Source organism: Flavobacteriales bacterium, assembly GCA_020635855.1.
Lineage (GTDB): Bacteria > Bacteroidota > Bacteroidia > JACJYZ01 > JACJYZ01 > JACJYZ01.
In genome coordinates this window covers 1976113-2000801 of the sequence record JACJYZ010000002.1, presented here as the reverse complement: position 1 = coordinate 2000801, position 24689 = coordinate 1976113, and the positions used below count along the sequence as shown (strand labels likewise).

Sequence of the window (24689 nt, the reverse complement as noted above, 5' to 3'; positions counted from 1 at the left end):
AGATAGGAATGGTCCAACCCGGATAGCCAAACGTTATGTCATCACGATTTATCAGGTCACCGTTGGGTTTCAACCTGGTGAGCATGGTCCTGTTTGCCGGACTGTTTTTAAGAAATGGATCGGAACTCCGGCTTGCAATCATGTAGTTTCCATCAGCCATTTGTGTGGCTGTTACCCCAATCTGCAGGTGCCCGGATCCGAGAATCCTGGCCCATGTTTCATTTCCGTCGCCATCGGTTTTGACGATCCACATGTTTGATCCCAGGGAGTCGGTGCTATGCGTGGTTTCTCCCACCAATAAAAATCCCCCATCGGAGGTGTTGATCATGGCGTGTGCCTTTTCATCTTCGGGGAAGCCATAGGTTTTGGTCCAGAGCAGGTTTCCGCCGGTGTCCACCTTCATCAGCATGAAGTCGTAGCCGCCCTCGCCGTAGCTGTTGGTGTACCCCGCGATCACGAAGTTGCCGTCGGGCGCTTCCACGATGGTCTCGGCGATGTCATCACCGGGTCCGCCAAGTACTGCCTGGAACGTGGGTTGCGCCAAAACGGTGGCGATGCAGCTCAAAATAAAGAAAGAGGCCAAAAGCCATGGTTGGAGGTGTTTCATGTCTTTGCAGATCGGTTGTTCATGCAAAGTAGGGTATGCAGGCGTATGACCATCAGCACAAATGGTGAACAATGCAAAAGCGAGGATAAGCGCCAGGGGCGACTGAGGGAACGAATGACCCGGAAGTGGCCTTTTGCGGGGGCGTCTGCTATTTGCGCTGGATCACCCTACTTCGAACCACATCACCTGATGGCAAGGTGATTTTCTGGATGTGGATGCCACTGGTTTGTTATAGGTGTTCATAGATAGCAAGGGAACCAAGTTGCCATATTCGAGTACAAATGCAATGCACATGTTCCAACCCACAACATCACGTATTACCATTCATTCAGGTACCAACAGCCTGGAAGTACGCCTCCCGCCCTGGAACAAAAAGGGAAGGTCTACATACATCACATGGTTCGGTGGCATATTCCTGGCGCTGGGACTTTCACACCTATGGTTCGGAGGCGATTACGGATGGGTGGCATTCTGCTTTGCCGCCGGCGGGTTGCCGGTTTTTCTTTATGGCTTGTTGCTGGCCAAAGGAACACTGGTGTTCGAATGGCGCCCCGACAGCATCACCCGCACCTGGTACTATGCAGGGAGATGGGTGCTGCGTAAACGGGTGCAAGGAAAAGTGAAAGAGATCCGGGAGGAAGTGTTCTACACCAAAGATTATTCATCCGTCTACGGCATCACCTTTGTCACCACGGACGGAAAGAGAATGAAGTTCTCTTCCATGATGGATGAAACCGAACGCAGGTGGCTGATGAAAGAACTGGTGGATGTGATGTACACGGCAACCCTGGTGTACTCAGCAAAGGAAAGCTAGCGCCAAAGGGGTGCAGGTGGGCACAGTCACAAGTATCAAGTGGGTTGGTGGAGATAAATGCTATTTTTACATCAAGCCAAAATAAAAAGCGCTCCTTCAAATAACTTCACTACGTTGACCGAATGAAATTGCCTCGCTACCCGCTCGCATCAGACGATAAGCTGACCACTTTTGAATTCATCAGTTCAGGGCCGGGTGGTGAAATTCCCAAGCTGGTACAGTTTACTCCAACCAATCTGAAAGATGTGTATAACCTGGCCTTTGGCGACAAAGATCATGATACCGGCGAAATCAATGATAAGGCAATCTCAAATAATGGCGATAGCTAACAAGTATTGGCCACGGTGGTTGCTACCGTTTATGCCTTTACTGATAAGAATCCAGATGTTTGGGTGTATGCGACCGGAAGCACGGCAATCAGAACTCGGTTGTATCGCATGGGTATTGCGAAGTACCTTTCAGAAGTGAAGAATGACTTTGATATATACGGAGAGTTGGAAGATGGATGGGAGCGGTTCCGGAAGGGAAAAGAATACCGTGGATTTTTGGTAAAGAGGAAAAGTCCGTAATTTTATGATATGAAGATCAAGGATCTCAATAAGAAAAAAGTACCTATTGTTAAGATCGATAAGACCCTTAACAAGTTTAGCGACAAAGTACTTTTTCCTGAAAAACTGGAAAAAGCCAATGAAATGTTGCGAAACAGGGGACTCCCCAAACTCGGGACAGAGTGAGGATGGTCACACCTGTCCATACGGCAGGATAGAAAGTTCATCAACAAGGCATTTATAGTGGCATGGTGTTGATCGTCTTGTTCAGGTGGTCCCTTCTCAATCCACTCGCCCATGTGGTTGCAAATAAAAACCCGCTGGCGTTATTCCCGATCCCTTCCTATCTTTATCTCCCTCTTTTGTCAAACCAACAAATTTCAAACCTATGGCAACCATCCGCCTGGGCGATACAGCCCCCGATTTTACAGCCCAATCCACCGAAGGCACCATCAATTTCCACGAATGGATCGGTGACAACTGGGCCATCCTGTTCTCACACCCCGCCGACTATACACCCGTGTGCACCACCGAACTGGGCACCGTGGCCAAATACAAACAGGAGTTCGACAAACGCAATGTGAAGGTGGTGGCCCTGAGCGTAGACGGCCTCGCATCTCACGAGGGTTGGGTTAACGACATCAACGAAACCCAGCAAACCGTTGTGAACTTCCCCATCATCGCCGATGAAGACCGCAAAGTGTCGGAACTCTACGACATGATTCACCCGAACGCCAACGACAAACTCACCGTGCGCTCCGTGTACGTGATCGGTCCCGACAAGAAAGTGAAGCTGATGATCACCTATCCCGCTTCCACCGGTCGCAACTTCGATGAGCTGTTGCGCGTGATCGACTCACTCCAGCTGACTGCCTACCACAAAGTGGCTACACCCGCTAACTGGAAAAACGGCGACGACTGCGTGGTGGTGCCAGCCGTGGCAACCGCCGATATCCCCGCCCTGTTCCCGAAAGGATTCACCGAAGTGAAACCTTACCTGCGCATTACGCCGCAACCGAATTTGAATTGATTGATAGTCGTAAGTCGTAAGTCGCAAGTCGTTAGTAAGGCATGCGTGAGCGACAGATCTTATACGGCCCGGACAGGAATGTCCGGGCCTTTTTTTGGTGCTGGCGCGGACTTTTTTTGGATGCTGGCGCGGACGTCCACGTCCGCGCTACCAACCATAATGTTAAATTTCCCCGTTTCAATTTCAAATTATTTACCTTGTGCCCCTCGACAGTTGAGTCTATTTTTTTCTCTACCCCAATCAAACACAAATCCCCATGAAAAACAATGTACCTTTTTCACATCGGGTCAGATCAGGACGCCTTTGGATCGCCTGTTCCCTGATGCTGGGCTTTGGTGTTTTCATCTCCCCGCATGCGCGTGCACAACAGGTGCAGATGCGAAATGCGCAGGTGAATCCAGCCTACAAAGCCCACTATGTATCTTCCGCGAAGGTGGAAGGAAACCGCCTGGTTGTGCCTGCGCAGGCTGCACCCGGTGCTTATGAAGCGGCACTAAGCGCCAACTTCAATCGGTTTGATGTGTACCAATTGGACGCGTCGTCCATCCAGACTTTCGTGCACCAGAAAGGAAGGCTTTCTGAAGTAAGCCTCCAACTGGCCCCTGGCAAGATATTCAACCTGCACCTGGAAGAACACGACATCCGCAATGTGAATTATGAGTTGCGTGTGCAAACTGAAAATGGCGTGGTGGTTTACCCGCGCAGCCGCAACATCACCTATTGGGGATCCGTGAATGACAACCCCAACGACAAGTTGCGTCTGAACATATACAACGGTCAGATCTCAGGCCTGATCCAGAACAACGGTGAGGATTTCTACATCGAGCCGGTGAACCGCTTCGATAAAGAAAGCCGGTTCCGACCTGTTTGTTGTATACCGCGCGCAGGATATGAGAGTCGATCCCAACGTACATTGCGGCGTAACTGAAATGAATACCGCCATCGAGCGCCTGGGTGGAAACACCGCTCCCGATGACGTGACATTCGCACCAGCATGCGCCGAAATTGCCATTGCGGCGGATTACAGCATGGTGACCGAGTTCGGCAGTGTATCCAACGTGGAAACCGAAGTGATTGCGGTTCTGAACATGGTCACCGCCAAGTACGAAGAAAACCCGATGCAGATCTCCTACGACCTCGTGGAAACCTACGTGGTGAGCTGCAACGGTTGTGATCCATGGAGCTCCAGCACCAACGCCAGCACCCTGCTGTCGTCGTTCAATGGATGGAACGGCTTCTCCAAGACCTACGATGTAGCCAGCCTATGGACCAAACGTGACATCGAAGAAAGCGGCAACAACGGTGTGATCGGTCTGGCCTACATCGGACAGATCTGCCAATCCAACAACCACAACCTGCTGGAACACTACTACCAGTCGCAAACAGGTAGCATGGTAGACCAGGCACATGAGCTGGGACACAACTGGAATTGCCAGCACATCTCGCCGGCCAATACCACCAACATCATGTCGCCCTCCATCGGACCCAGCAACACAACACGGTGTGGTCCACACAATCCAAGAACTCCATCACCGCGCATCGCGACAGCCGCAATTGCCTGACATCTTCCTGCCAGGCGCCGCCGCTGGCCGACTTTGTGGCCAATACCACGGTTCTTTCAACTGGAGGCGCTGTGGATTTCACCGATCTGTCGTTCGGTAACCCCACATCATGGTCATGGAATTTCGGCAATGGAGGCACACCCAACACTTCAAGTGTGAAAAATCCGTCGGGGATCGTATTCAATACGCCGGGTACATACACGGTTACCATGATTGCCACCAATGCCAACGGTTCGGATACCGCCACCAAGGTGAACTATATCAAGGTGAATGCAAACAAAGGTTGCGATACCCTGAATTTCGGGTTTTACACCGGCGCCGATCTGCCGAAATGGACCTTGCAGAACTACTACGTTTCCGGTGGTGCGGTTGGTGAGAACGGATGGGTGAACGGAGTCAACCAGTACAAAGACAAAGCCAAAGCCCAATACTTCCCCAGTGTGGCGCCCAACACCCACATCATGGGAGCTTGGCTGCACATCAGCCTGGCGCAAACCGACGAGCCCAACAAGACCATCGCGGTGAAAGTATGGGATGAAATGAATGGAAATCCCAACAACGAAATCGCTTCCGTGGATGTTTCCATGCAGCAGGTGATGGACAACGTGGATGGAAACTATTTCACCCAGGTGCTGTTCAATCCGCCCATCCCTGTACCCGATTCGGGCAGGTTCTTCATGGGGGTTGATTTCTCCAACCTGAACTGGGCTTCCGACAAGGATACCTTCAACATCATCAGCAACAAGGACAAAGAAACCACGCCTTCCATGGTATGGCAACTGGATTCTTCCGGCACATGGGTCCGTTACAACACGGGCAGTGCATGGGCGCTGGATCTCTCACTGGGTATCTTCCCCTTCATGAGCGAAAACCCGCCCACGCTGGTGACCACGCACACCGATGAATGCGAAAGCAACTGCAACGGTACCGCTACGGTTGACGTGAACGGTGGCACCTCTCCTTACACATACAAATGGTATGACGCCAACGGCAACGTAGTCGGCACCAACAAAACCCTGATAGATATGTGCTCAGGAGATTACGTGGTGTTTGTGACCCAACAGACCGGTTGCACCGGCGGATATGAGTGGGAAACGATCAGCTCTGCCAGCAATACGGTGTCGGTGACAACCAGCAAAACCAATATCCTCTGTGGTGGTGAATGCAATGGACAGGTCAGCGCGATCGGAGACAACGGAACGCCTCCCTATACCTATGAATGGCTTTCTGTCGGTACCGGTCAGTCAATGGATTCCCTCTGCCCAGGCTCATACACCGTAAAGGTGACCGATGCCAACGGTTGTTCCCAAACCAAATTGGAAACCGTAACTGAACCCGCACCGTTGGTGGTGGTTGCCACTGCACAGTCCAAAGACGTGGCCGGAGCCTGCAATGGTACAGCCACCGGATCGGCTGTTGATGGCACCCCTCCCTATGTGTATCTGTGGGATGATGCCAACAGCCAGACTTCCGCTACGGCCACCGGTCTTTGTACCGGAACGTACAATTTCTGCGTGACGGATGCCAATGGTTGCATGGTTTGCGACACCGCTTACGTAGATCTGGGTGTTGGACTCTCACAGCTGGACGGAACAGGTATCGCCCTGTACCCGAACCCGGCTCGCGACATGTTTACGGTGCAACTCAGCCTGTCTGCGCAAACCGCAGTAACCGTTCGCGTGATGAATGCGATCGGACAGGAAGTGTATGCCGAACAGCTCGAAACCCAATCTTCCAAGCTGGATGTAGACATGTCATCACGCCCCGACGGCGTTTACCTCGTTGTGGTGGATGCCGGTGACGTGCGCCACATTCAACGCCTGGTGATCTCGCGGCAGTAGATAAGATCCGGTTTTATACAAAGCGAAAAGAGGAGTTCCGTACGGGACTCCTCTTTTTTTGTGACGAATGGGTCAATAGTCAATAGTCAATAGTCAATGGTCAGTGGTCAATAGGCAATGGTCAGTGGTCAATGGTCAGTGGTCAGTGGTCAGTGGTCAATAGTGAATGGTACCCGGCGATATGTACGCGACCGGAGGGAGCAACTGACCATTTACGCGACCAACGGGAGCCATTTACGGCGCAGCCCACTTACGCGACCAACGGGAGCAACCTTCACCCCACCTGTTCAACTTCAGGTTCAGGCAAACGCTCCGACGTTGTCTTGGGTTGTGAGAGCTCTGCCAGCCAGGCGCCGTTTTCAAGTGAAAGCAGTGATTCGCATTCGGCAACGAAGGTTCCTTGTTGTTCACCTGTAGGTTGTTCATACCGGGAGAACCTGGCTGTAAGCATGAGCAGTTTCTTGGCGGTGGATTGATAGGACACCACCAGGTATTGATAGCGGTTTGCACTGACGTATGCGGCAACCGAAGCGGTGAGTGAAGCGATGAATGCCACCCACACCGTTGTGTATTCTTCCATGCTGAAGGCCCCGGCGCTGCCGAGCACGATGCTTACAAATCCCATGGCGAAGCTGAGGTTCTTTGCCCGTTTGTTGATTAGATCGTACGATTTGGCTTTAGGCAGGTAATACCCGTTCACCTGCCCTGTGCACCTTTTTTCAATGTAACCTTCGAAGGTCAATCCTTCCGGCATATCTTTCGTTGCATCGGCATCAGCTGGAATGGTTTGGATGTCAGAGGTGGTATTCAGCAATTCTTCCACCCGAGTGAAAAGCGTTTCCCTTGCATTTCCTCCCGCATACGGACCTGCTTTGAACAGGTAGAGGTAAGCCTCCGACTTAAATGATTCCGCTGCTGCCCGGGTACGAATCCAGGTTTTCTCCCTTTCGTCTGTCAGTACCTGTGCTCCTGCATAGGCTGCCAAACTAAGTAAGAGTCCGCTCAGTGCGGAAAGGGCACGCGATACGGGTTCAAGACCGAACGTACTTGCATTTTGTCCCAGCACGGCAAAAAGAGCACCGGCAAGGGTAAAGATGAACACGCGTTTGCGCCACTTGTCGATGGTGCTTTTGATGTCGCGCGCCGTGCCTGCGAATGTCCGGTATTGTACCCAGGCGAATTCAAGTGCGTGGTCTTTTTTTTGTGTGGATGTGTCGCTCATGTCAGTATGGACTAATGGAGGATGATGGGTAATGCTGGGCTGCCATTTGGTTAAGGAGTGCGCCGGTCACGAGGGGATCTTCAGCCAGGTAAGTCATGAATTGCTGCCGTCCCATCGAAAGGTACCGTTCGTGTTCCGCAGAGGAAACAGATCTCCAGATGGTGGAAACCGAATCGGATTCGGGCCACCATGACAGGATATCGTCAAGCAGGAAAGCAGGTCCGGAGGTGACCACATGTTCGCCTTCTACGGATTCCAGCGTCCATGCTCCTTTCGGTAGAATGATACAGGTGGAGTTGGTAGCGATCTTCTTGTGCGGGGTGGTTGGTTTGCCGACAAGGTTTTCAGCGATATCCACCAACCGGTGTGGCGGCATCGGATTCAGAAAGGGAAATTGTTGTAGCAGCAGCACCCGCTCGTAGGTGGTTATGAAACCGGGATCTCCGGTATACATCCCTTTCAGTCTTTCCAGTTTGTCGGCGGGAAGTCGGTTCAGGACCGGCAATACTTCATCCGGATCCCGCTTCATCAACAAAGCGAATGCTGTTTCGTAGATCAGCGGATGCCGGTGAAAGATGCAGCCGATGATCTCACGGCGCGCATCGTCAGGGAGCACCAGTTTGTCCAGCATCAGCAGGGCATTTACCTGCGTCCACCGGGTAACATGCGCCTGGTTGCCGTACAGGATGTGGATGGCGCGGTTAACCACAGAGAGCTGTTGCTGTGGAAACACCTGTCGGGCATGATGGCTGAAGCCGGGTGTGATCAGGTCTTCAAACAGGGGATAGGTGATCTCTTTGATATCGGCATCAAACAGGTTGTCGACCACTTCCAATGCATATACTTTGCTTTCCAGGTTGTTCTCGGGATGCAGGTTGTTGCGGATCAGGTTGATCGTGGCCTGGCCATACAGAAAACCGCACAGCATGAAGAGCATATCCACCTGCTCTTCCAGTTCGGTCTGCAGGCTGCTCATCAAAGCTTTGTTCCTTCGTGCATCCTTCAGGTCATCCATGGAAGCCATCAGCCATGTGCAGGTATAGGCGGTTTCGCTGATTTTCTGCCGGATGGCAGGCCGGTGTTCCTTGTCAGCATCAAATTCCCGTGTGAAAAGTGCTTTTCCTGCGAGTAACATGGTTTCCCTGTCGCTGTCGCGCAACGCATGCACCAGGGCCTCCCGGGCCGGCGGTGTGTCAAGGCCGGCATAGATGCCGATGATTCTTCGCTTGGTATGAAGGTCGGTTGATTGGGAACGATGGAATTCCAGGATGCGGATGCCCTCATCGCCCATCGACCGGATGCCGGTCATCAGGTTATCGGTGGGCAGGGAAGAGGCAAGCAGGGTGCTGAGTTGCGAAGAACTGAAATGAGGCATTTGACCGATCATGGTCTGGGTGGATTCTCTCAACCCGGCACGTCCGGTACTCAGAGGCAATTCCTCGAAGAACATTTGGATGCTGGCGGGCGTTTTGCCCGTGACGCGGTTTGTTTTTTGCATCAGGTGGATCCACTTTCGTGCCTTTGTTCGCTGCGTGTTGTTGCCGGATGAGATCCACCGTTGCAGCAATTCCCTGCCCGATAGGGCCTCGTTCCGGGATTCTCCGTGATCCGGCGCCTGCAGGGTCAGCGCCAGTCGTTTGCGGTAGGCTTTGTACAGCGGGGAGACGAGGAATGCCCAACAGCAAAGTACCGACAAAAGCACGAGGGTGTGTAACTGGAACCCGGATGTTTCCGCCTTCAGGAAAAGCAGGATACCGGTGCCGGCGAGGATGTTGCCGAAGGCACCTGAAATGCCATCCACCTTGCTTTGAAACGCCGAGCGGTCGGTGGCAGGAACCGCCTGGTAGATGATCTGCATGCCCGGACCCTGAAGGCCGCTGTTCAGCGAGCGCTCCAGCAGTTTGGTGAATGCGATGACACAAAACAGAAGGTAGATCTGGGAGGTGATTGCTTCCGTTGCGATGGTCAGCAGGGTGGCCAGGATCAATACGGAGGGAATAACCAGCAACACCACGCGAATGCCATAGTGCTTGGCGACCTTGCTGAATACCGCCGCTTTCAGTAGCAACTCTACTGTTGACACCGCTCCGAGGAAGTAGCCCATGAAGGTGGCCAGGTCGGTTTCGCCGTGAAACTGGATGCTGGTAAGATCGAGAAACAGGTAATCCACAAAATAGAAAACGAAAATGGGTAGGATGGAAAAGGCAAGCACACGCCGGAAATAACGTGCCTGTTCTCCCGGTACCTTCAGCGCCTGCACGGAAACATCGGAAGGTTCGTTTTCCTCCGGTTTGAATGCGCCGGCCAGCATGCGGAATACGCCTGCCATCAAAACAAGTCCGAGCAACAGCGCTCCGAAAGCGATCACCAGCAGTCCTGTACTGCCGATCGCGGGCGCCAGCGCCGGAATGGCCATAAAGCCGAGGATGGAGGAGACCACTTCCCCGCTGCCTATCATGCCGAAGAGCCGCTTGGCCTGGCTGATGTTGAACAGCTTTTGAGCCATCCCCCAGAACATGATGTTGCAGATGAACATCACCGGCGTTACACCCACCAGGAGGGCCATCGGTACCCAGCGTCGTCCGTCGTCCAGTTTCAGGTAGGTGAGTGCGGCAACCATGCACAGCAGGAACGACATTCCAAGGAACACACGGGTGGTGAACCGCATGTGCCTGCTTACGAAGGAATCGATCATCCACATGGCAAACCCTACCGCTCCGGATATCAGGTAGGCGTAGGGCAGCATGGTGCTCCCTTCGTAGTCCATGAACACGGAAATGGAAGCCGTGAAGTAGAATGCCAGCGCCATCCCCATCAGGAAAGAAAGGGTCATCATGGCCAGGATGGGTTTCCACTCACCCGGTCTGATGTTCGCCCATTGAAGCAGCCTGGCCTTCATGCGTCAGGGTTTGAATTGCAGGTTGGCGCCCAGGCAAACCCTGATCGGATCCTGGGGCGTGATGGTGAAAGAATCTTGTCCGGCAGCCGCGTTGTAGTATTTTACATTGGTCAGGTTACGGATGCCCAGCGTCAGCTGCAGCTCGTAATGTTTTTGCGATGCCAGCGCATATCTTGCATTCAGGTTGTAGATGGTGTAGGCCGGACTCGTATAATAATCGCCCGACGTTTTGGTCAGCACCGAATTGGAAGCGGAACGGTGCAGGGTACGCAGCGAAGCCGACCATTTGCCCAGGGTCCAATCGATCCCAGCCTTCCCGGTATGCATGGCGCTCAGTACAAGCGGTTCACCGTCGATCTTTCCGTTGGAATAGCTGTAGCTTCCGTACAGGTTGAACCGGTGTTCGCCCAGGTTGAGGAAGTAGTTCCCGCTGAATGTTGCGCCATAGGTATTGGCCACGCCCTCGTTGTTGGCGGTTTCGGCATAGGTAACCGATACCCCGCGGAACGATGTTTGGGTGGATGCGGATTGGATGTTGATGAGGTTGGAGATGGTGTTGTAGTAAACATCGGCAAAAGCGGAGAAGTTCTTGCCCTTGTAAAACGCCACGCCGCCTTCCAGCGATTGCAGTTTTTCCGGTTTCAGGTCCGGGTTGGGTATGTGGAAAAACGGCGATTCCAACCCGGTGATCTGCCCCAGTGAATCGGACACCGGCTGGAAAGAGCCATACGTGGAATAGGCTTTCCATGGCGACGGGGCAAGGAACGACTGGCCGTAGAGCAATTTCAGTTTCAGGTTGTCTTTGGGTTTCACTACAAGCCCCATGCGCGGGTTGAACACACTTTTGAACCGTGTGTTGTAATCGAACCTGCCGCCCACGGTTAATTCCACCCACTTCCATTTGTTGTACAACTGTGCGAATGTGCCGTAGTTCTGGTAGTGCAGGTAATAGAAATCCTGGTAGATCACCAGCGAGTTACCCAGGTAGTCGGTGGTATCGGTGTTGATGTATGGGATCTGCTGATATGCGGCAGGCACTTTTGGGTTGAAGGCGCGCGGGAGGTCGGCGGTTTTGGGAAGCACCGAATGATCTTCGATGGAGAAACCGGCGATAACGGATGCGTTACGCGTCAGCTCGTAATCCCACTGTTCTTCGATCTTCTGCGATTGGCTGGCCTGATACTTATATCCCTGTTCGTACCCGGTGAAGCGGTTGATGAAATTGCTTTCCGGATCCATGCGCGTGTTGCAGAAAGAGATGTAGCTCTGCAATGACCAGCGGTCGTCCTTACCCGTATGTACATGGCGCGCGTATCCGCTTTGCAACTGGGTGGCGATGAAGGCATCTTTGGTGTACAGCGAATACCGGGGATCAACACTTACGGACGAACTGTGGCGTTCGTGCATGGCCAGCGCCCCGATCTCAAAGTCGCCGAAATTGGCCTTGGCATCCAGGTAATAGGAGCGTGTAGGCATTTCAAAGCTTCGGTCGAACGAAACGGGTGTTGCCTCCGGATTGCCATTGATGTCCACCGTTCCGTCGGGCTTGTAATGATCGTTGTACCACGAGAAACTTTCAGGGTAGATGTTGTAGTAGTCGGGTTCCTGGCTGTGGGTGACCTGGGCTGTTACGGTGAACCCGAGGTCACGCGTGTGGCTGCCCAGCACAATGCTGTGATCACCGGTGGCATATTGTCCGTAACTGGTATTAACCGTGCCGCCTTTGGTGTCCCTTGCATCGTTGGTGATGATGTTGATGATACCGGAGAACGCATCGGCTCCATAGAGTGCGGAAGCCGGCCCGAGGATGATCTCCACCCGTTTGGCATTGGCGAGGGAGAACTGGGCACCCATGCTGTAAGGGTCACCGGTGGGGGGGGTGATGCGTACCCCGTTCTGCATGATGATGAATTTCTCGCTTCCGGCGATGCCACGCAGGGTCACCGTATTTTTAAATTCAGATATGCTGTTGCGCTGCACCTCCACTTCGGGAATGTCTTCGAGCAGGTCCAGCAGGGTGGTGTAGCCGCGATTGACAATTTGCTCGCGGGTACGCACATAGATGGTGGCGGGTGCATCCGATGACAATTGCGAACGTTTGTTGGCCGTGGTGACCAGCACGTCGGCTATGTGATCTTCCATCGATTGCTTGTAATCGTCCACCAGGTTGGCGAACGTTTCTGTTTCGGAGGTGCGATTCGGTATGTAATCGGGTTGGATGCGGAGCAAACCCTCGATCTGTTTGCGCGCCTGCTGGAGATCATCCATTGCGATGTATGTGCGTGCCAGCACCTGGTATGCGGTGAATTTTTCGTCGTCGGTTTTGAAATGATCCAGGCAACCTGTCAAGGTTCCGGTCACATCGTCGAACTGACCCAGCTTGTATTGGTCCTGTGCTTCCTGCAATGTTTGTGAATCGCAATTCTGGGCAGAGGAAGCCGAGGTCAGGGCAAGGCCTGTGAACAGGCACGCTGCCATGCGTCGGGTGCTACTTGCATGTCGACTGATACGGTACATTGGAAATGTATTTGTTCCATTCATCGGGTGTCAGGTTTCGCGTAACCCGCTTACAAATGCGATCGGCAAGCAGGTCGGGATCCACGATCCATTTCCGGAGGGTTTTGTCTTCGCTGCATGAGATGAGTGCGGTACCCTTGCCGGTGAACTGAAGGCCCCATATCCAGCTGTCATGGCCTTTCAGCGTGATAGACTCTTTGGAGCTCATGTCCCACAACCGGATGGTTTGGTCGGAGCCGGCGGATGCGAGGCGTTTTCCATCGTCTGTGAATGCCACGCCGTTCACGGACGACAGGTGTCCGACCCACTGGTCGGCGATTCTATTGGGTTGATTCATGTTCACCACTACGATCATGCCGGAATACAAGCCTGCAGCCAGTTGACGGCCCCGTTGATCAAATGCGACCGATTTTACTTTGGAAGGACAGGTGACCGAAGCGATCGGTTGGAAGTTTTTGCCGAACAGGCGGATGGTCCGGTCTTCGCATGCCACGGCGAGGACATCCGATCCGTCGATGGCCATCGCATTGATGCGGCTTCCGGTGGTTGCCACTTCCTTCATGCCACCGTTTTGTGGGGATACCTGAACGATGCGTCCGTCGGCGCCTCCTGCAACCAGATCCGTCTCTCCATGTCTGAATACAACCGCGTTGACACTACTGGAACATACGTTGGGGTAGGTGGAAGCATGGTTGCCTGAAGAACGTTCGATGATGGTTACGGCGCCTGTGAGGTCTCCTGCCGCCAGGTATTTTCCGGTGGCGCTCGAGGCAAGTGAACGGAAATTGCCGGCGCCGGCCGTCTGGATCACTTGTGCTTTTTCTTTGGGCTTTGTGCTGTCCCAAATGCGCAAGGTCATGTCATCGCCGGCGGATGCAAACAGGTCGGCGCCGGGAATGGCAGCCACGGCGCGTACCCCGCTGCTATGTCCGGAGAATTCTTCACGGTCGTCGGCCGCCTTGCTCAAAGCATTGAAGATGTCCGGATCGAGTTCGGGACCATCCTTTTGCCGGTTGAAGAGATAGGCCTGCCGTGCGAGCAGGGATGCCTGTTCTGTATTCCCGGCGGCATACTGCCGCTGCGATTCGAAAGCAAGTGTGCGGCTCAGGGCCAGTACACGCAGGCTGTCGGCTTTGGATTCCGATTTTTTTGCAGCGGCCCGGCTGATCATGGCATCGCGTGTTTTGATCTTGGCCACATCTTCCTGCTGCTCTGCTATCTTCTGGGCTACGAACGCATCCTTGGCGCGTTGATCGGCCAGCGCGGCATTGGACTTTGCCAGGGTTTCCTGTTCTGAGGCGCGTTGTCGCTGGGTTTCTGCTTCCTGACTGTGCAGCACCGCCTGCTGCTTCTCGTAGTCGGCTACTTTTTTCTGGCGCTTGGCGATCTTGGTTTGCTTTTCCGCCTCCAGTGCATTGGCGCGTGCTACCTGAGCGTTTTCCTCGGCCTGTGCCTGTTTCAGGGCGGCGTAGATGAACAGCATGATGGAAACAAGGGCGGCTGTTCCAAGGAAAGCCGTAAATGTTCGCATGCGCCGGATCTTTTGCCTTTCCTGCTTTTCCTTCTGCTGAACCTCGAACTCTTCCTGTCTTTTGCTTTCCATGAGGAAGCCCACTGCGCGTTCGAAACTGGGGTCGTATCTTTTTGCCCATGCGCTGTTGGGCTTGTGTTCGTCATACCATTGGAGGGCGAACTGCAGTTCAGGGTTTCGCCACAAACCCGACTTACGATCCTGGTAAAGGGATGCTGCTTCCGCGAGCCTGTTGTAGATATCGGCCGACTGGTTTTCCTCGTCCACCCAACGGATCAGGCGTCCCCATATCCGCATCAGGCTCTCGTGGGAAATGTCAATGATGGATTCCGGTTCAAGGGACACGCCGGAGGGCGGCATCAGGAAGGAACGGTTGCCGTCCCGGAATACGTTGATCACCGTGGCCACCTCGTCCGCTTCCGATTGTGTGATGGAGCTAAGCTCCTTCATCTTGGTAGGACGGCGGGTGCCTTGTCTTTCATCTCCCTTGTCGGTAAGCGCCTTGAAGAGATGCTCACAGATGTCGCGTTCCCGGTCGGTTTTCAGGTCGTTGTATGCTTCTTCGGCATGTTGTGACAGGGCTTGCCGCATGGTGCCGATGGCCTGGTAATCCGGTATGTCAATCGGTTGATCGGGATGATGTTGCTGCCAGTAGTCCCAGGTGCGCATGAGGGCATGCTGCAGGATGGGCAATTGGTCGGGGTTGTCGCCTACGTCATTCAGCAACTGGGTGAGCAGGCGGGGCGTGATGTCTGCGCCGCCCACCGCAATGGGACCGGTGATGGCATGCTTGCGTTCTTCGCGTGTCATGCGGGGTACGAGGTATTGTCCCTGGTTTACGGCTTCCGTGAGTCCGGTGAAGCTGGTACACTCGCCCAGGAAATCCGACCGCATGGTGAGTACGATATAAATGGATGGACTGGCTTGCTGGCTGGCATTCAGGAGCAGCTCAACAAAAGAGAGCGAGTCGCGTTTGTCGGCCGATGTTCTTTTTTCAAAGCGGCTGAACCGGAAGAGTTCTTCGAACTGGTCAACAACAATGAGGAGGTTTTCTTTGGGGTTGAGTTCGGATTGCCGGACCACCTCCGATAACCCCCGGTTGCTTCTTCTGAGTGTGGTTTCAATGATGGACTCATACGTCGGGCGAAGTTCATCATCATCATAAATCACCCCCGGTTCGGCGAGTACCTTGGCCAGGTTGCCGATGGGGTCATCGCCGGGGCGGAACACACACTTTTTCCAGTTGGATCCTGCCAGTGCCATATAGCCGCTGTACAGGGAGGGAATAAGGCCGCACTTAACCAGGGAGGATTTACCGCTCCCTGAAACACCCACCACGGCAATGAAGCGGGTCATGCGGAGTTTTCTCAGCAGCTCATCAATCTGTTTTTCCCTTCCGAAGAAAAGGTAGTCTTCATCTTCCTCAAAAGAGCGCAAACCGGGAAACGGGTTTCCACCTTTTGGCAGTACCGGAAGGTTACCGAATACATCAAGGTTGGATTGCGGTTGGGGTGTCATGCCTGAACGGGTGAACTGATGGTTTTGAGGAATTGATCGAGTGCATCCTGTGGAAATTGATTCATGGCATCTATCACCACGGGATCATGTGAGCGGATGCGGGTTTTCATGTCCGTAGACGGCCCGGCCACATAAATCGCTTTGTGATGAAGCGGTTCCTGCCTGCCATATCCGGCCACCTTCAGGAAATCACGCATTTTAGACCGCAGCCACAATTCGTTGGCCTCGCCAAGAAAGATGATGGCGGCAGAACATGCCACGAGGTTTTCCTGGTAATCGAGCCGTATCTCACTTTCTTCACCTTCAAATACCGGCAACACCACATCCATGCCTTTGGCAAACAGGTAGTCTTCCAGTTTTTTGAGTCCCTCACTACCGGCGTCGCGTTGATCACAGATGACAAAAATGCTGTGTCCGGTGGTAGACGTCGCAGGTGCCTGCTGTTGATCGGTTGGTTGGGGTTTGCTGATCCTTGTCAGCTTGTCGTGAATCGCCAGCTTCACCTCTTCGATGGATGTCTCCAGGAGGTCTGCTGCGTAAAGGTCACGTGACTCGTTCCGCAGGTTGCGAAGAAATGTCAGTTGCCTTTCATCATTGCCTTCAGTACCGGGTGTAATCCACACGATACGTTGCAATTTATGCCTGTGGCAGAGATCCACCGAGATGTCATGCTGAAGTTCAGGCAGGGATTTGTTGCTGCCATCGGGTACAAGGCCATAACTTTCCCCGACCAGGTGGATGGAGAGGCTGCATTGCGTCATCTGTTCGCGTACGGCCTGTTCGTACTCAGAACCCACCAGGGGCAGGTTGCGGTCGGGCAAAACACGATGGCCGTGCGCTTTTAGTTCACGCAGGATGGATTCCCGGTGTTCCTTCAGGTCGTGGCTGGTTTCGGCCAGGTAAATGACTTCTGTGTTTTTATCCGGGGCTTCCACACGACTCTGTGTCTGCTGAAGAATACCAAGTGCTTCGCTGATGTCGTGTGCGAGGTCATCAAGTCGTTGCCAGAACGCTTGTTCATTGTCGATGCCGAAAATCTTGCTGAACTCCCTGGCACGGCCCGTGTCGGGATCTACACGATAGAATTCATAGCCCAGCTGGTCCCTGAGGGGAGCGGGGTGTTCCTGCCGGTTAACCGGTGTTTTGATTACCTTGAAAAGGCGCGACTTGTTGTTGATCCGATCTCCGAGGTTGCGTTGGCTCGCCTCATAAAAAGTATTGACCTCACGTACACACCAGTCGGACTTCACATAACGGGGCGACAGGATGGATACCAGCAGGGCGATTTGCTCCAGCTGCTCCATGATCTCATCCGCAAAATGATCATTGCCATTCAGCTTCGGATCACGCCAGATACGGGGCTTTTTGCCCAGGAGTTGAGCCAACCGTATTTCCAGGGAACGGTGGAATTCGGTTACCCAACCTTTTTCACCCTCCACCAGCGGCGCGTCATCAATGTGCGCGTAACTGATCAGGATGTCTTTGTCGAATCCCATATTTAGGTATGCATGAAATCAAGAATGCTTCACCTCATTTTCTCCCGGACGGGGACGCAGGAGAACATCATGGGGTAAAAATAGAAAAAGCAGACGAACCATCAACCTGAATGGGAAGATAGGTTCGGGTTTCATTGTTTTGGAAGGGATCGGAAGAGTGTCAATGCCTCTTTTATCATACGGGAATTCGTCTGTTGACCAGTTAACAAGAGGATTGTCTTTGTCCGGCGAGCCCAGGTTTTTGAAATTCCATCCAATCTTCTAATTTCGTCTCATCATACGGGTATGGTTGAAAATGCAATTACCAATATTGATGCGATCGTAAAGATCCAGGAAAAAGGTATTTCCACGCGCATCTACTACGCGATCATCCTTTTTGTTGCCGGCGGAGCCATGCTCACCGTTGTGCAGCTCGTGGGGATCTTCGACGAAGGCCCGTACCTGAAGGAGATCATGTCGGTCATTTCCGGACTGCTTTCCAGTTTCAGCGCGTTTCCAATCAAAGAGGTGAGGGACAAGATGGACAGCATCCGGATCTTCCGCCTGTTCAAGTCTCAACTGACCATGTTGCAGGATCGGATTTCCAGAACACCCGGTGATGAGCAGATCCAGGAACAGCTGGATCAGATCCTGGGGGTGGTGTGGGAGAAAACCAAGAAGATCGCGTTGGGTTGATCATATTCATGTCGTTAAACAACAGAAACAATATCTGATGGAACACGAAGAGTTCACACGAATGGTCGAATCCTACGAAAAGAAGGAAAAGAAATCCCGTCGCAGGATGGTCGGTGCCCTGATCGTGCCCATCGCTTTGACGGTAGTCCTGCTTTTCGGAGTATACGCCGGCTACCAGAATTACAAGGCCAAACTAACGCACGTGGAGGCCGTGGCAGACAGTGCTCAGACCGAATACACCCAGCTGGCCCAGCAAAAACTGCTTGATGAAGGGTGGGATGAAAAAGAAGTGCAAACCGCCAGTCCGGAAGACATCAAGCGAAGCGTTACAGCTGCCATTGAACAGACCAAACTTGCAGAATCATTGCAGGACAGTACCATCGCAGAAGCGGAACCAACCACAACAAGCACAGACCATACCTCGGATCCAACGGTTCCCAAGGTGACCACACCCAACACCATCTCTTTAAAAGGCCGGGACCCGAAGTTTACGAAGGTGGTCAGGGACAGCGTGATTGTTCGGTATTACAAGAGGTCAGGAGAGCGTGATCGCGTGTCCAAGGAATTGACATCACTCGGATATATCGTGAATGAAAAGGAGGTTCCGGAAGAAACAGCCTCGTATGAAACCAACGCCATTTTCTATGGCAGTGAGGTAAGCAGACAAAAAGTGGAGTTGGTGGCACTGACTTTTCTCAAAGCCGGGTTCCCGATCAGGTACATAGAGCCTTTCAAGGAAGGTCGGGAAATGGCCTGGAAAAGCAAGGCGATAGAGGTGGGTTATAAGGAAGCGGTTAAGACCGACCCGGTGGTGGATGTGAAGTCGCTGCGGACCAGACTCAAATAGTTGAAATCACGTGCAGATCTTGTTTTGACACACGGTATCTCCGTGTGGTAATTCCATTACTTTTGTGGTATTGATGAAGTTCCCCTGGGTGTACATATTGCGCCAGGCGATCTTCTGGTTTCTTTTCTTCATGTTCGGAAGGCTGATCTTCCTGGTGTACAACCATGCCGAGATCAGCAACCTGGAATGGGGTGAGATACTGGGGGTATTCTGGCACGACAAGCGGCTTGACCTGTCGGTTGTATGCTATATGCTGATCCTGCCCTGGTTGCTGGTGTCGGCTCAAACCGTCTCCGGATGGAATCCTTTGCGTTACATGGTGCGCATTTATCACCTGTTCCTTGTGTTTCTTGTTTCGGTGATTACGGCGTCCGAACTCGGATTGTACGATGAATGGGGCACGAAGATCAACTACAAAGCCATTGAATACCTCGAACACCCCGGAGAGGTGATGAATACGGCGGGGTGGGGTATGACCGTGATGGTTCTTTTACTGGTGCTGCTTCAGATGGTGTTCGCACGATGGTTGTACAGGAAAACCGTAGTGGGTAAGAGCAAAACCTCCGGAAGGTCGGTTTTGGGCGGACTTGTATTCCTGCTGCTGTTACCGGTGCCACTGTTCCTGGGAATGCGGGGTGGATGGAAGCCCATTCCCATCAACCAGAGCGCATCCTATTTTTCCCATCACAACGTATTGAACCAGGCTGCCGTGAACTCATCGTGGAACCTCATTCACAGCATCACGGAGAATTACAAGAACCTCGACCACAATCCGTTCATTTACATGCCCGATTCCGAGGCACAACAGATTGTTCACGGTTTGTATGAGGTGCCGCAGGATACCTTTCCCCATATCCTCACCACAACGCGCCCGAACATTGTCATGATCATCCTCGAAAGCTGGTCGGCAGACCTGATTCCCGAAACTGGCGGAGATACCGGAATAACTTCTGCTTTCGGAGAACTGGCCGCACAGGGCGTCTTATTCACCAATACCTACGCCACCGGCACCCGGTCTCATGAAGGCATGGCCGCTATTTTCAGCGGCTTCCCCGGGCAATCGATCACCACCATTGTGGGACAGCCGGATAAGTTCCCCAAGTTGCCCATGATCAGCAAAACACTAAAAAAGGAGGGCTATCATACCTCATTCCTGTTCGGCGGGCAACTGATTTATGGGAACATCAAGGGGTTTATCTACAACGGCGACTTCGATAAGATCATTGAAGGGGCAGACTTTGACGGTGATATTCCCCAGGGGCGACTGGGGGTTCATGATGAATATTTGTTCAAAAGGCAACTAAATGAGTTAAACTACGTAGAAGAACCCCTGCTCTCTGTTATGTTCACGCTTAGTACACATGCGCCGTTTGATATGCCCATGAACCCATTGCCTATACAATGGGGAGGTGAAGAACGCATGTACCTGAACTCGGCCCGCTATACCGATAACCAGATCCGGGCCTATTTTGAAGCCGTTCGTAAAGAGAAGTGGTATCCCAATACCTTGTTTATTCTTGTTGCCGATCACAGTCATCGCTCGCAACGCATGCGGCCTTTCTACAGCATCGGCTACCATAAAATTCCCATGATGTTCTACGGCGAGGTGATTAAGAAGCCTTACCGCGGAATGAAGGTGGACAGGATCGTTTCCCAGGTAGACCTGGCTGCCACGCTGCTGGCTCAAATGAACATTGATCATTCAGCCTATCACTGGAGCAAAAACGCATTGAACCCATCCACCCAGGAGTTTGCATTCAATGCCTTTACCGAGGGCTTCGGATGGATCCGGCCGGATGGGAACTTCAGCTTTCAGCATGTAACAAGGCAATGTTTTGAAGCCAACATGGAGCCGTCCGACAGTGTTCGGGTCACCCGGGAAGGCAAGGCCTACATGCAGTCTGTGTTTAAAGAATATTTGGAATATTAAAACCCAGTTGGTACTTTACCTAAGTAAGAACCCCTCTAACCCAGAAAGCTATGTGCAGGACTCGTATCTACCTCAGTGTTTGTTTGTCGATGTTGTTAATAGGTTTGGTCTCAAGTGCATCTGCCCAGGCAGCGCAAGGAACCAAATCCAAGAAGGATTCAACCGCTGTCAACGGTTATACCGGAGTTGACTCAAGTTTTTACTATGCCGGGGATGTATGGTCCGTGGCCCATTACGAAAAAGGACACATGCACGGCTCTTACCAGCTTTGGTATGAAAACGGCGAAAAATGGTTTGAGGGCGTATTCAAGGAAGGCAAGCCCTACCACGTATTGATGGAATATTACCAGGATGGCGGTCGCAAAATGGAGATCATGCGCAACGGGGATGTGGAGAAAACCGTGGCCTGGTATGAAAACGGAAATACATCCTATGAGATGGAGTTCAAGAGTGGTTTGCCCCAGAACAAGCACGTGTACTGGTATGCCAATGGAAACGTAAAACTGGAAAGCAATTTCGCAGAGGGGCTCCGCGACGGAATCTGGTCATACTACACCAGCGACGGTGTGCTTGAAAAGCGTGAAAACTATGAAAAAGATAAACTTGTGCTGCAGGAGAACTACCACGGCGGCAAAAAACACGGCGCCTATCAGGCCTGGTACAGCAACGGTTACCCCAAGGTGAGCGGCATGTATGTAGCCGATGCCAAGCACGGAAAGTGGCTTTACTACAACCCTGTGGGCAAGCTGATCCGGGAAGAAGAGTACATGAACGGAGAACAGATCAACCGGAAATCGTACTGAACAGACAGGTTATAAAAGTTAAGGAGAAGGGGCATGCACCCTTCTCCTTTTTTTGTCTCAATGTGTACCATCGAGGATCAGCCCATGCTGATCCCTTGGCATACGGTCGGTTCCGGCGATCAGGTATCAGAAGTGGCAAACGAAATGGAATTCACTAATTTCGCGGCGTATGTCTAAGCTTTCCACTTACATCCGGGACAGGCACGCGATCCTCTTCAAGGCTTTGTTGTTCGTGGCCACCATTGCGGTGATCATCTTCCAGTTTCCCAGGGAAGGGAAATTCAAGTATGACCTGAACAACCTTCGGGGAAAGCCCTGGCCATATGAAGACCTGACGGCGCCATTCTCATTCCCTATCCTGAAATCACAGGAGGATCTTGACAAGGAAAAGGCCCTTATCAAAGAACAGAGTCCGCTGTATTATAACGTCGACACAGACATTCCTCAACAGGTTCCGGCCGACCTGTTGACGTCTTTTGAAGCCCGATGGGAAGAGTACCGCGGTGCAAAAGGAGCGGACACCCTGGCTTTGCCAACCGACCCGAAAGCGAAGTTGGCCGAACAGGAACACCTGAAGTCAAAGGCGGTGAAAATTCTCACCGACATATACAGTGTAGGCCTTATCCAACTGGATGAGCATCTGGAAGGAAAGCCGGATGATTTTGAGGTATTCCTGATTCGCAACAACATCGCCGAAGCCACGGATGTGGGAAGCCTGATGATGCTCCGGAAGATCCCCGCTTATGTAGCAGGGGCGCTTGCGGATGAGTCACCCTTGGGGCGGTCTTTCCTGCAGGGATTGCTTGAAAACGCCGTACGCCCCAACGTGATTTATGACGCGGGGAAAACCGAGTCGGTGCTTCGCAAGCAACTCGACAACATATCCCTGAGCCGCGATATGGTGAAGGAGGGAGATCCGATCATCGAAAGAGGAGCGCCGGTGGATGACGACAAGCTGGGGGTGTTGCAATCCCTCAAGCATGAATATGAAGCCCAGTTGGGAAGCGAAGTAAACTACTACTACATTCTGGCCGGGCAAATCATACTGGTGGCCTTGTCTATGCTGATACTCGGGTTTTTCCTGCTGATTTTCCGGAGGGATATCATTGTGGATCATGTACAGCTTACTTTCATCTTGTTGCTGCTGGCGATGACCGTGACCGGTGCCACCCTGGTGGTGAAGGCCGGGCAGAACATCTACCTGGTTCCGTTCTGTTTCCTTCCCGTGGTCATCCGCGCATTTTTTGACACACGTCTGGCATTGTTCACCCACCTGACCGCGGTGCTGATCAGCAGTATCATTTCCGCCAATGGATTTGAATTTGTGTTCCTCCAGTTCGTAGCGGGCAATGCGGCCATCTACAGCCTGACCAACATGCGCAACCGTTCCCAACTGTTCGTGTCTGCGCTGGTTATTTTTCTGGGGTATTCGGTGACCTACCTCGGCATTCTTGTGATCCAGGAGGGTGCTGCCATTACGGTGAATCCGAACAAATTCAAATGGTTTGCCATCAGTGCGTCATCCATCCTGCTGGTATACCCCATGATCTACATCTTTGAGAAGATTTTCGGTCTTGTATCCGATGTCACTCTGATGGAGCTGGCGGATCTGAACAGCCCGTTGCTGCGAAGACTGGCCACTGAAACGCCGGGTACCTTTCAGCATTCGCTACAGGTGGCCAACCTGGCGGAAGAAGCCATTCATGCCATCGGGGGAGATGCGTTGCTGGTCAGGACCGGAGCTTTGTATCATGACATTGGCAAGATGGAAGCTTCAGGCTTTTTTATTGAGAACCAGGGATCCGGTATCAATCCGCATGATGACCTCCCGGAAGAGGAAAGTGCCCGCATCATCATTCATCACGTGATCAAAGGCATTGAAATGGCGCGCAAGCAAAAGTTACCGGAGAAGGTGATCGATTTCATCCGCACCCACCACGGAACCACACGCACCGAGTTTTTCCTGCGCAGGTATGCCGACAAGCATCCGGGGGAGAAGTTTGATGAAACCATGTTCCAATATCCTGGCCCCAAGCCCTTCTCAAGGGAAACCTCTGTGCTGATGATGGCGGATGCCTGTGAGGCTGCATCGCGTAGCTTACGGAAACCCGACAAGGAAAGTATTTCCAAAATGGTGGAAGGTATCATTGGCCGGCAGGTAAGCACCGGTCAGTTCTCAAACGCCAACATCACGTTGAAAGACATCAGCACCACCCAAAAGATCATCATCAAGCGTTTGTTGAGCATCTACCACGTACGTGTGGCCTATCCGGGTGTAAGGGCTGTTCAGGCGGGAACCACTCCGACCGGGAAAGTTGCAGAAGAAAAATCGTAAGAAATTATAGCAGGTAAACCGCTTCCTTGTTCTTGTCAAGAACCACCTCCACATGTTCTTGCAGGGTGGAGGAAAGCGACATGCCTTCGAAATCGGCATGGATGGGATACCGTGTATGTGCGCGGTTGACCAGCACAACGGTTCTGAGTTTCTTCAGGGGTTGACGCAAAAAGCGGCGGGCGCCATAGATCAGGGTCTTGCCAGAATTCAATACGTCATCCACCAGGATCACCACCTTGTCTTTCAACTCATTTTCTTCCAGTGGGAGTTCGATCTCGTATTTGATCGGGTTGTGTTTGTCGAGTTCCACTTCAATCAGTTTCACTTTCAGTGGTGACACTTTCTTGAGGGCTTCCGCAATACGTTCTGCCAGCAAGTATCCATTTTTCCGGATGCCTGCAATCAGCACTTCCTTTTCATCCACATTGTCTTCGTAGATCTGGAAGGCCATGCGGTTGATCTTTTGCTGAATGCGGGATCCGTCTAGAATTTTGGTTTTGCTTTTCGGCATACG

Annotated in this window: 18 protein-coding genes and 1 pseudogene; 12 read left to right on the top strand and 7 right to left on the bottom strand. The window is 52.5% G+C overall.

The genetic code is table 11. The features are described 5' to 3' along the window. Nucleotides 1–607 (bottom strand): hypothetical protein (locus H6585_08300; GenBank protein ID MCB9448329.1); only part of this gene is annotated, 607 nt, incomplete at its 3' end. A 292-nt stretch (nt 608–899) separates the two neighbouring features. Here H6585_08300 and H6585_08295 point away from each other — a divergent pair. From H6585_08295 to H6585_08265, 7 genes and pseudogenes are all read left to right on the top strand, one after another. Then, nucleotides 900–1421 carry a hypothetical protein gene (locus tag H6585_08295; GenBank protein MCB9448328.1) on the top strand — a complete coding sequence of 174 codons (522 nt, stop codon included), beginning with the start codon at nt 900–902 and terminating at the stop codon, nt 1419–1421. A 122-nt stretch (nt 1422–1543) separates the two neighbouring features. Beyond that, a pseudogene (locus H6585_08290) lies at nt 1544–1990 on the top strand (hypothetical protein). A 9-nt stretch (nt 1991–1999) separates the two neighbouring features. After that, nucleotides 2000–2155, top strand: a complete 156-nt coding sequence (locus H6585_08285) for a hypothetical protein (GenBank protein ID MCB9448327.1) — start codon at nt 2000–2002, stop codon at nt 2153–2155. A gap of 202 nt (nt 2156–2357) precedes the next feature. Next, on the top strand, nt 2358–2999 hold the full coding sequence (locus H6585_08280) for a peroxiredoxin (GenBank protein ID MCB9448326.1): 642 nt from the start codon (nt 2358–2360) through the stop codon (nt 2997–2999). Between the two features lie 256 nt (nt 3000–3255). Continuing rightward, nucleotides 3256–3927 (top strand): hypothetical protein, encoded by a 672-nt coding sequence (locus H6585_08275; GenBank protein MCB9448325.1) that lies wholly within the window; start codon nt 3256–3258, stop codon nt 3925–3927. Next, nucleotides 3890–4561, top strand: a complete 672-nt coding sequence (locus tag H6585_08270; GenBank protein ID MCB9448324.1) for a hypothetical protein — start codon at nt 3890–3892, stop codon at nt 4559–4561. Before H6585_08275 ends, H6585_08270 begins: the two co-directional genes overlap by 38 nt. After that, nucleotides 4501–6402 carry a T9SS type A sorting domain-containing protein gene (locus H6585_08265; protein MCB9448323.1) on the top strand — a complete coding sequence of 634 codons (1902 nt, stop codon included), beginning with the start codon at nt 4501–4503 and terminating at the stop codon, nt 6400–6402. The genes H6585_08270 and H6585_08265 overlap by 61 nt, the downstream gene beginning before the upstream one ends. A 274-nt stretch (nt 6403–6676) precedes the next feature. On the opposite strand, the gene H6585_08260 is transcribed toward H6585_08265, so the two are convergent. From H6585_08260 to H6585_08240, 5 genes are read right to left on the bottom strand one after another with little or no spacing between them, the layout of a single operon-like run. Further along, a complete protein-coding gene (locus H6585_08260; GenBank protein ID MCB9448322.1) occupies nt 6677–7624 on the bottom strand; it encodes a DUF4231 domain-containing protein in 948 nt (315 codons plus the stop codon). 1 nt (nt 7625) lies between these two features. Beyond that, nucleotides 7626–10523, bottom strand: a complete 2898-nt coding sequence (locus tag H6585_08255; GenBank protein MCB9448321.1) for an MFS transporter — start codon at nt 10521–10523, stop codon at nt 7626–7628. Nucleotides 10524–10526: 3 nt separating this feature from the next. Then, entirely contained in the window at nt 10527–13040 is a 2514-nt protein-coding gene (locus tag H6585_08250; protein MCB9448320.1) for a TonB-dependent receptor, read from the bottom strand. Then, nucleotides 13012–16089 (bottom strand): AAA family ATPase, encoded by a 3078-nt coding sequence (locus H6585_08245; GenBank protein MCB9448319.1) that lies wholly within the window; start codon nt 16087–16089, stop codon nt 13012–13014. The genes H6585_08250 and H6585_08245 overlap by 29 nt, the downstream gene beginning before the upstream one ends. Continuing rightward, nucleotides 16086–17585: a toll/interleukin-1 receptor domain-containing protein gene (locus tag H6585_08240; protein MCB9448318.1), complete on the bottom strand. Its 1500-nt coding sequence runs from the start codon at nt 17583–17585 to the stop codon at nt 16086–16088. Before H6585_08240 ends, H6585_08245 begins: the two co-directional genes overlap by 4 nt. 285 nt (nt 17586–17870) lie before the next feature. Here H6585_08240 and H6585_08235 point away from each other — a divergent pair, with 285 nt between their 5' ends. The 5 genes from H6585_08235 (at nt 17871) to H6585_08215 (ending at nt 24175) form a co-directional block, all read left to right on the top strand. Beyond that, nucleotides 17871–18260: a hypothetical protein gene (locus H6585_08235; protein MCB9448317.1), complete on the top strand. Its 390-nt coding sequence runs from the start codon at nt 17871–17873 to the stop codon at nt 18258–18260. Nucleotides 18261–18297: 37 nt separating this feature from the next. After that, entirely contained in the window at nt 18298–19107 is an 810-nt protein-coding gene (locus tag H6585_08230) for a hypothetical protein (protein MCB9448316.1), read from the top strand. A 73-nt stretch (nt 19108–19180) separates the two neighbouring features. Continuing rightward, nucleotides 19181–21037, top strand: a complete 1857-nt coding sequence (locus H6585_08225) for an LTA synthase family protein (GenBank protein ID MCB9448315.1) — start codon at nt 19181–19183, stop codon at nt 21035–21037. Between the two features lie 50 nt (nt 21038–21087). Further along, a complete protein-coding gene (locus H6585_08220) occupies nt 21088–21840 on the top strand; it encodes a hypothetical protein (protein MCB9448314.1) in 753 nt (250 codons plus the stop codon). A 169-nt stretch (nt 21841–22009) separates the two neighbouring features. Beyond that, on the top strand, nt 22010–24175 hold the full coding sequence (locus H6585_08215; protein ID MCB9448313.1) for an HDIG domain-containing protein: 2166 nt from the start codon (nt 22010–22012) through the stop codon (nt 24173–24175). Between the two features lie 4 nt (nt 24176–24179). Here H6585_08215 and H6585_08210 read toward each other — a convergent pair whose 3' ends face one another. Then, a complete protein-coding gene (locus H6585_08210) occupies nt 24180–24686 on the bottom strand; it encodes a phosphoribosyltransferase (protein MCB9448312.1) in 507 nt (168 codons plus the stop codon). Between the last annotated feature and the right edge of the window lie 3 nt (nt 24687–24689).

What these genes read in the sequence shown, in the direction of transcription:
- H6585_08275 (MCB9448325.1), top strand. Translation starts at nt 3,256, where the DNA reads ATGAAAAACAATGTACCTTTTTCACATCGGGTCAGATCAGGACGCCTT.
- H6585_08210 (MCB9448312.1), bottom strand. Translation starts at nt 24,686, where the DNA reads ATGCCGAAAAGCAAAACCAAAATTCTAGACGGATCCCGCATTCAGCAA.
- H6585_08280 (MCB9448326.1), top strand. Translation starts at nt 2,358, where the DNA reads ATGGCAACCATCCGCCTGGGCGATACAGCCCCCGATTTTACAGCCCAA.
- H6585_08240 (MCB9448318.1), bottom strand. Translation starts at nt 17,585, where the DNA reads ATGGGATTCGACAAAGACATCCTGATCAGTTACGCGCACATTGATGAC.
- H6585_08245 (MCB9448319.1), bottom strand. Translation starts at nt 16,089, where the DNA reads ATGACACCCCAACCGCAATCCAACCTTGATGTATTCGGTAACCTTCCG.
- H6585_08215 (MCB9448313.1), top strand. Translation starts at nt 22,010, where the DNA reads ATGTCTAAGCTTTCCACTTACATCCGGGACAGGCACGCGATCCTCTTC.
- H6585_08285 (MCB9448327.1), top strand. Translation starts at nt 2,000, where the DNA reads ATGAAGATCAAGGATCTCAATAAGAAAAAAGTACCTATTGTTAAGATC.
- H6585_08225 (MCB9448315.1), top strand. Translation starts at nt 19,181, where the DNA reads ATGAAGTTCCCCTGGGTGTACATATTGCGCCAGGCGATCTTCTGGTTT.
- H6585_08220 (MCB9448314.1), top strand. Translation starts at nt 21,088, where the DNA reads ATGTGCAGGACTCGTATCTACCTCAGTGTTTGTTTGTCGATGTTGTTA.
- H6585_08295 (MCB9448328.1), top strand. Translation starts at nt 900, where the DNA reads ATGTTCCAACCCACAACATCACGTATTACCATTCATTCAGGTACCAAC.
- H6585_08250 (MCB9448320.1), bottom strand. Translation starts at nt 13,040, where the DNA reads ATGTACCGTATCAGTCGACATGCAAGTAGCACCCGACGCATGGCAGCG.
- H6585_08270 (MCB9448324.1), top strand. Translation starts at nt 3,890, where the DNA reads ATGAGAGTCGATCCCAACGTACATTGCGGCGTAACTGAAATGAATACC.
- H6585_08235 (MCB9448317.1), top strand. Translation starts at nt 17,871, where the DNA reads ATGGTTGAAAATGCAATTACCAATATTGATGCGATCGTAAAGATCCAG.
- H6585_08230 (MCB9448316.1), top strand. Translation starts at nt 18,298, where the DNA reads ATGGAACACGAAGAGTTCACACGAATGGTCGAATCCTACGAAAAGAAG.
- H6585_08255 (MCB9448321.1), bottom strand. Translation starts at nt 10,523, where the DNA reads ATGAAGGCCAGGCTGCTTCAATGGGCGAACATCAGACCGGGTGAGTGG.
- H6585_08260 (MCB9448322.1), bottom strand. Translation starts at nt 7,624, where the DNA reads ATGAGCGACACATCCACACAAAAAAAAGACCACGCACTTGAATTCGCC.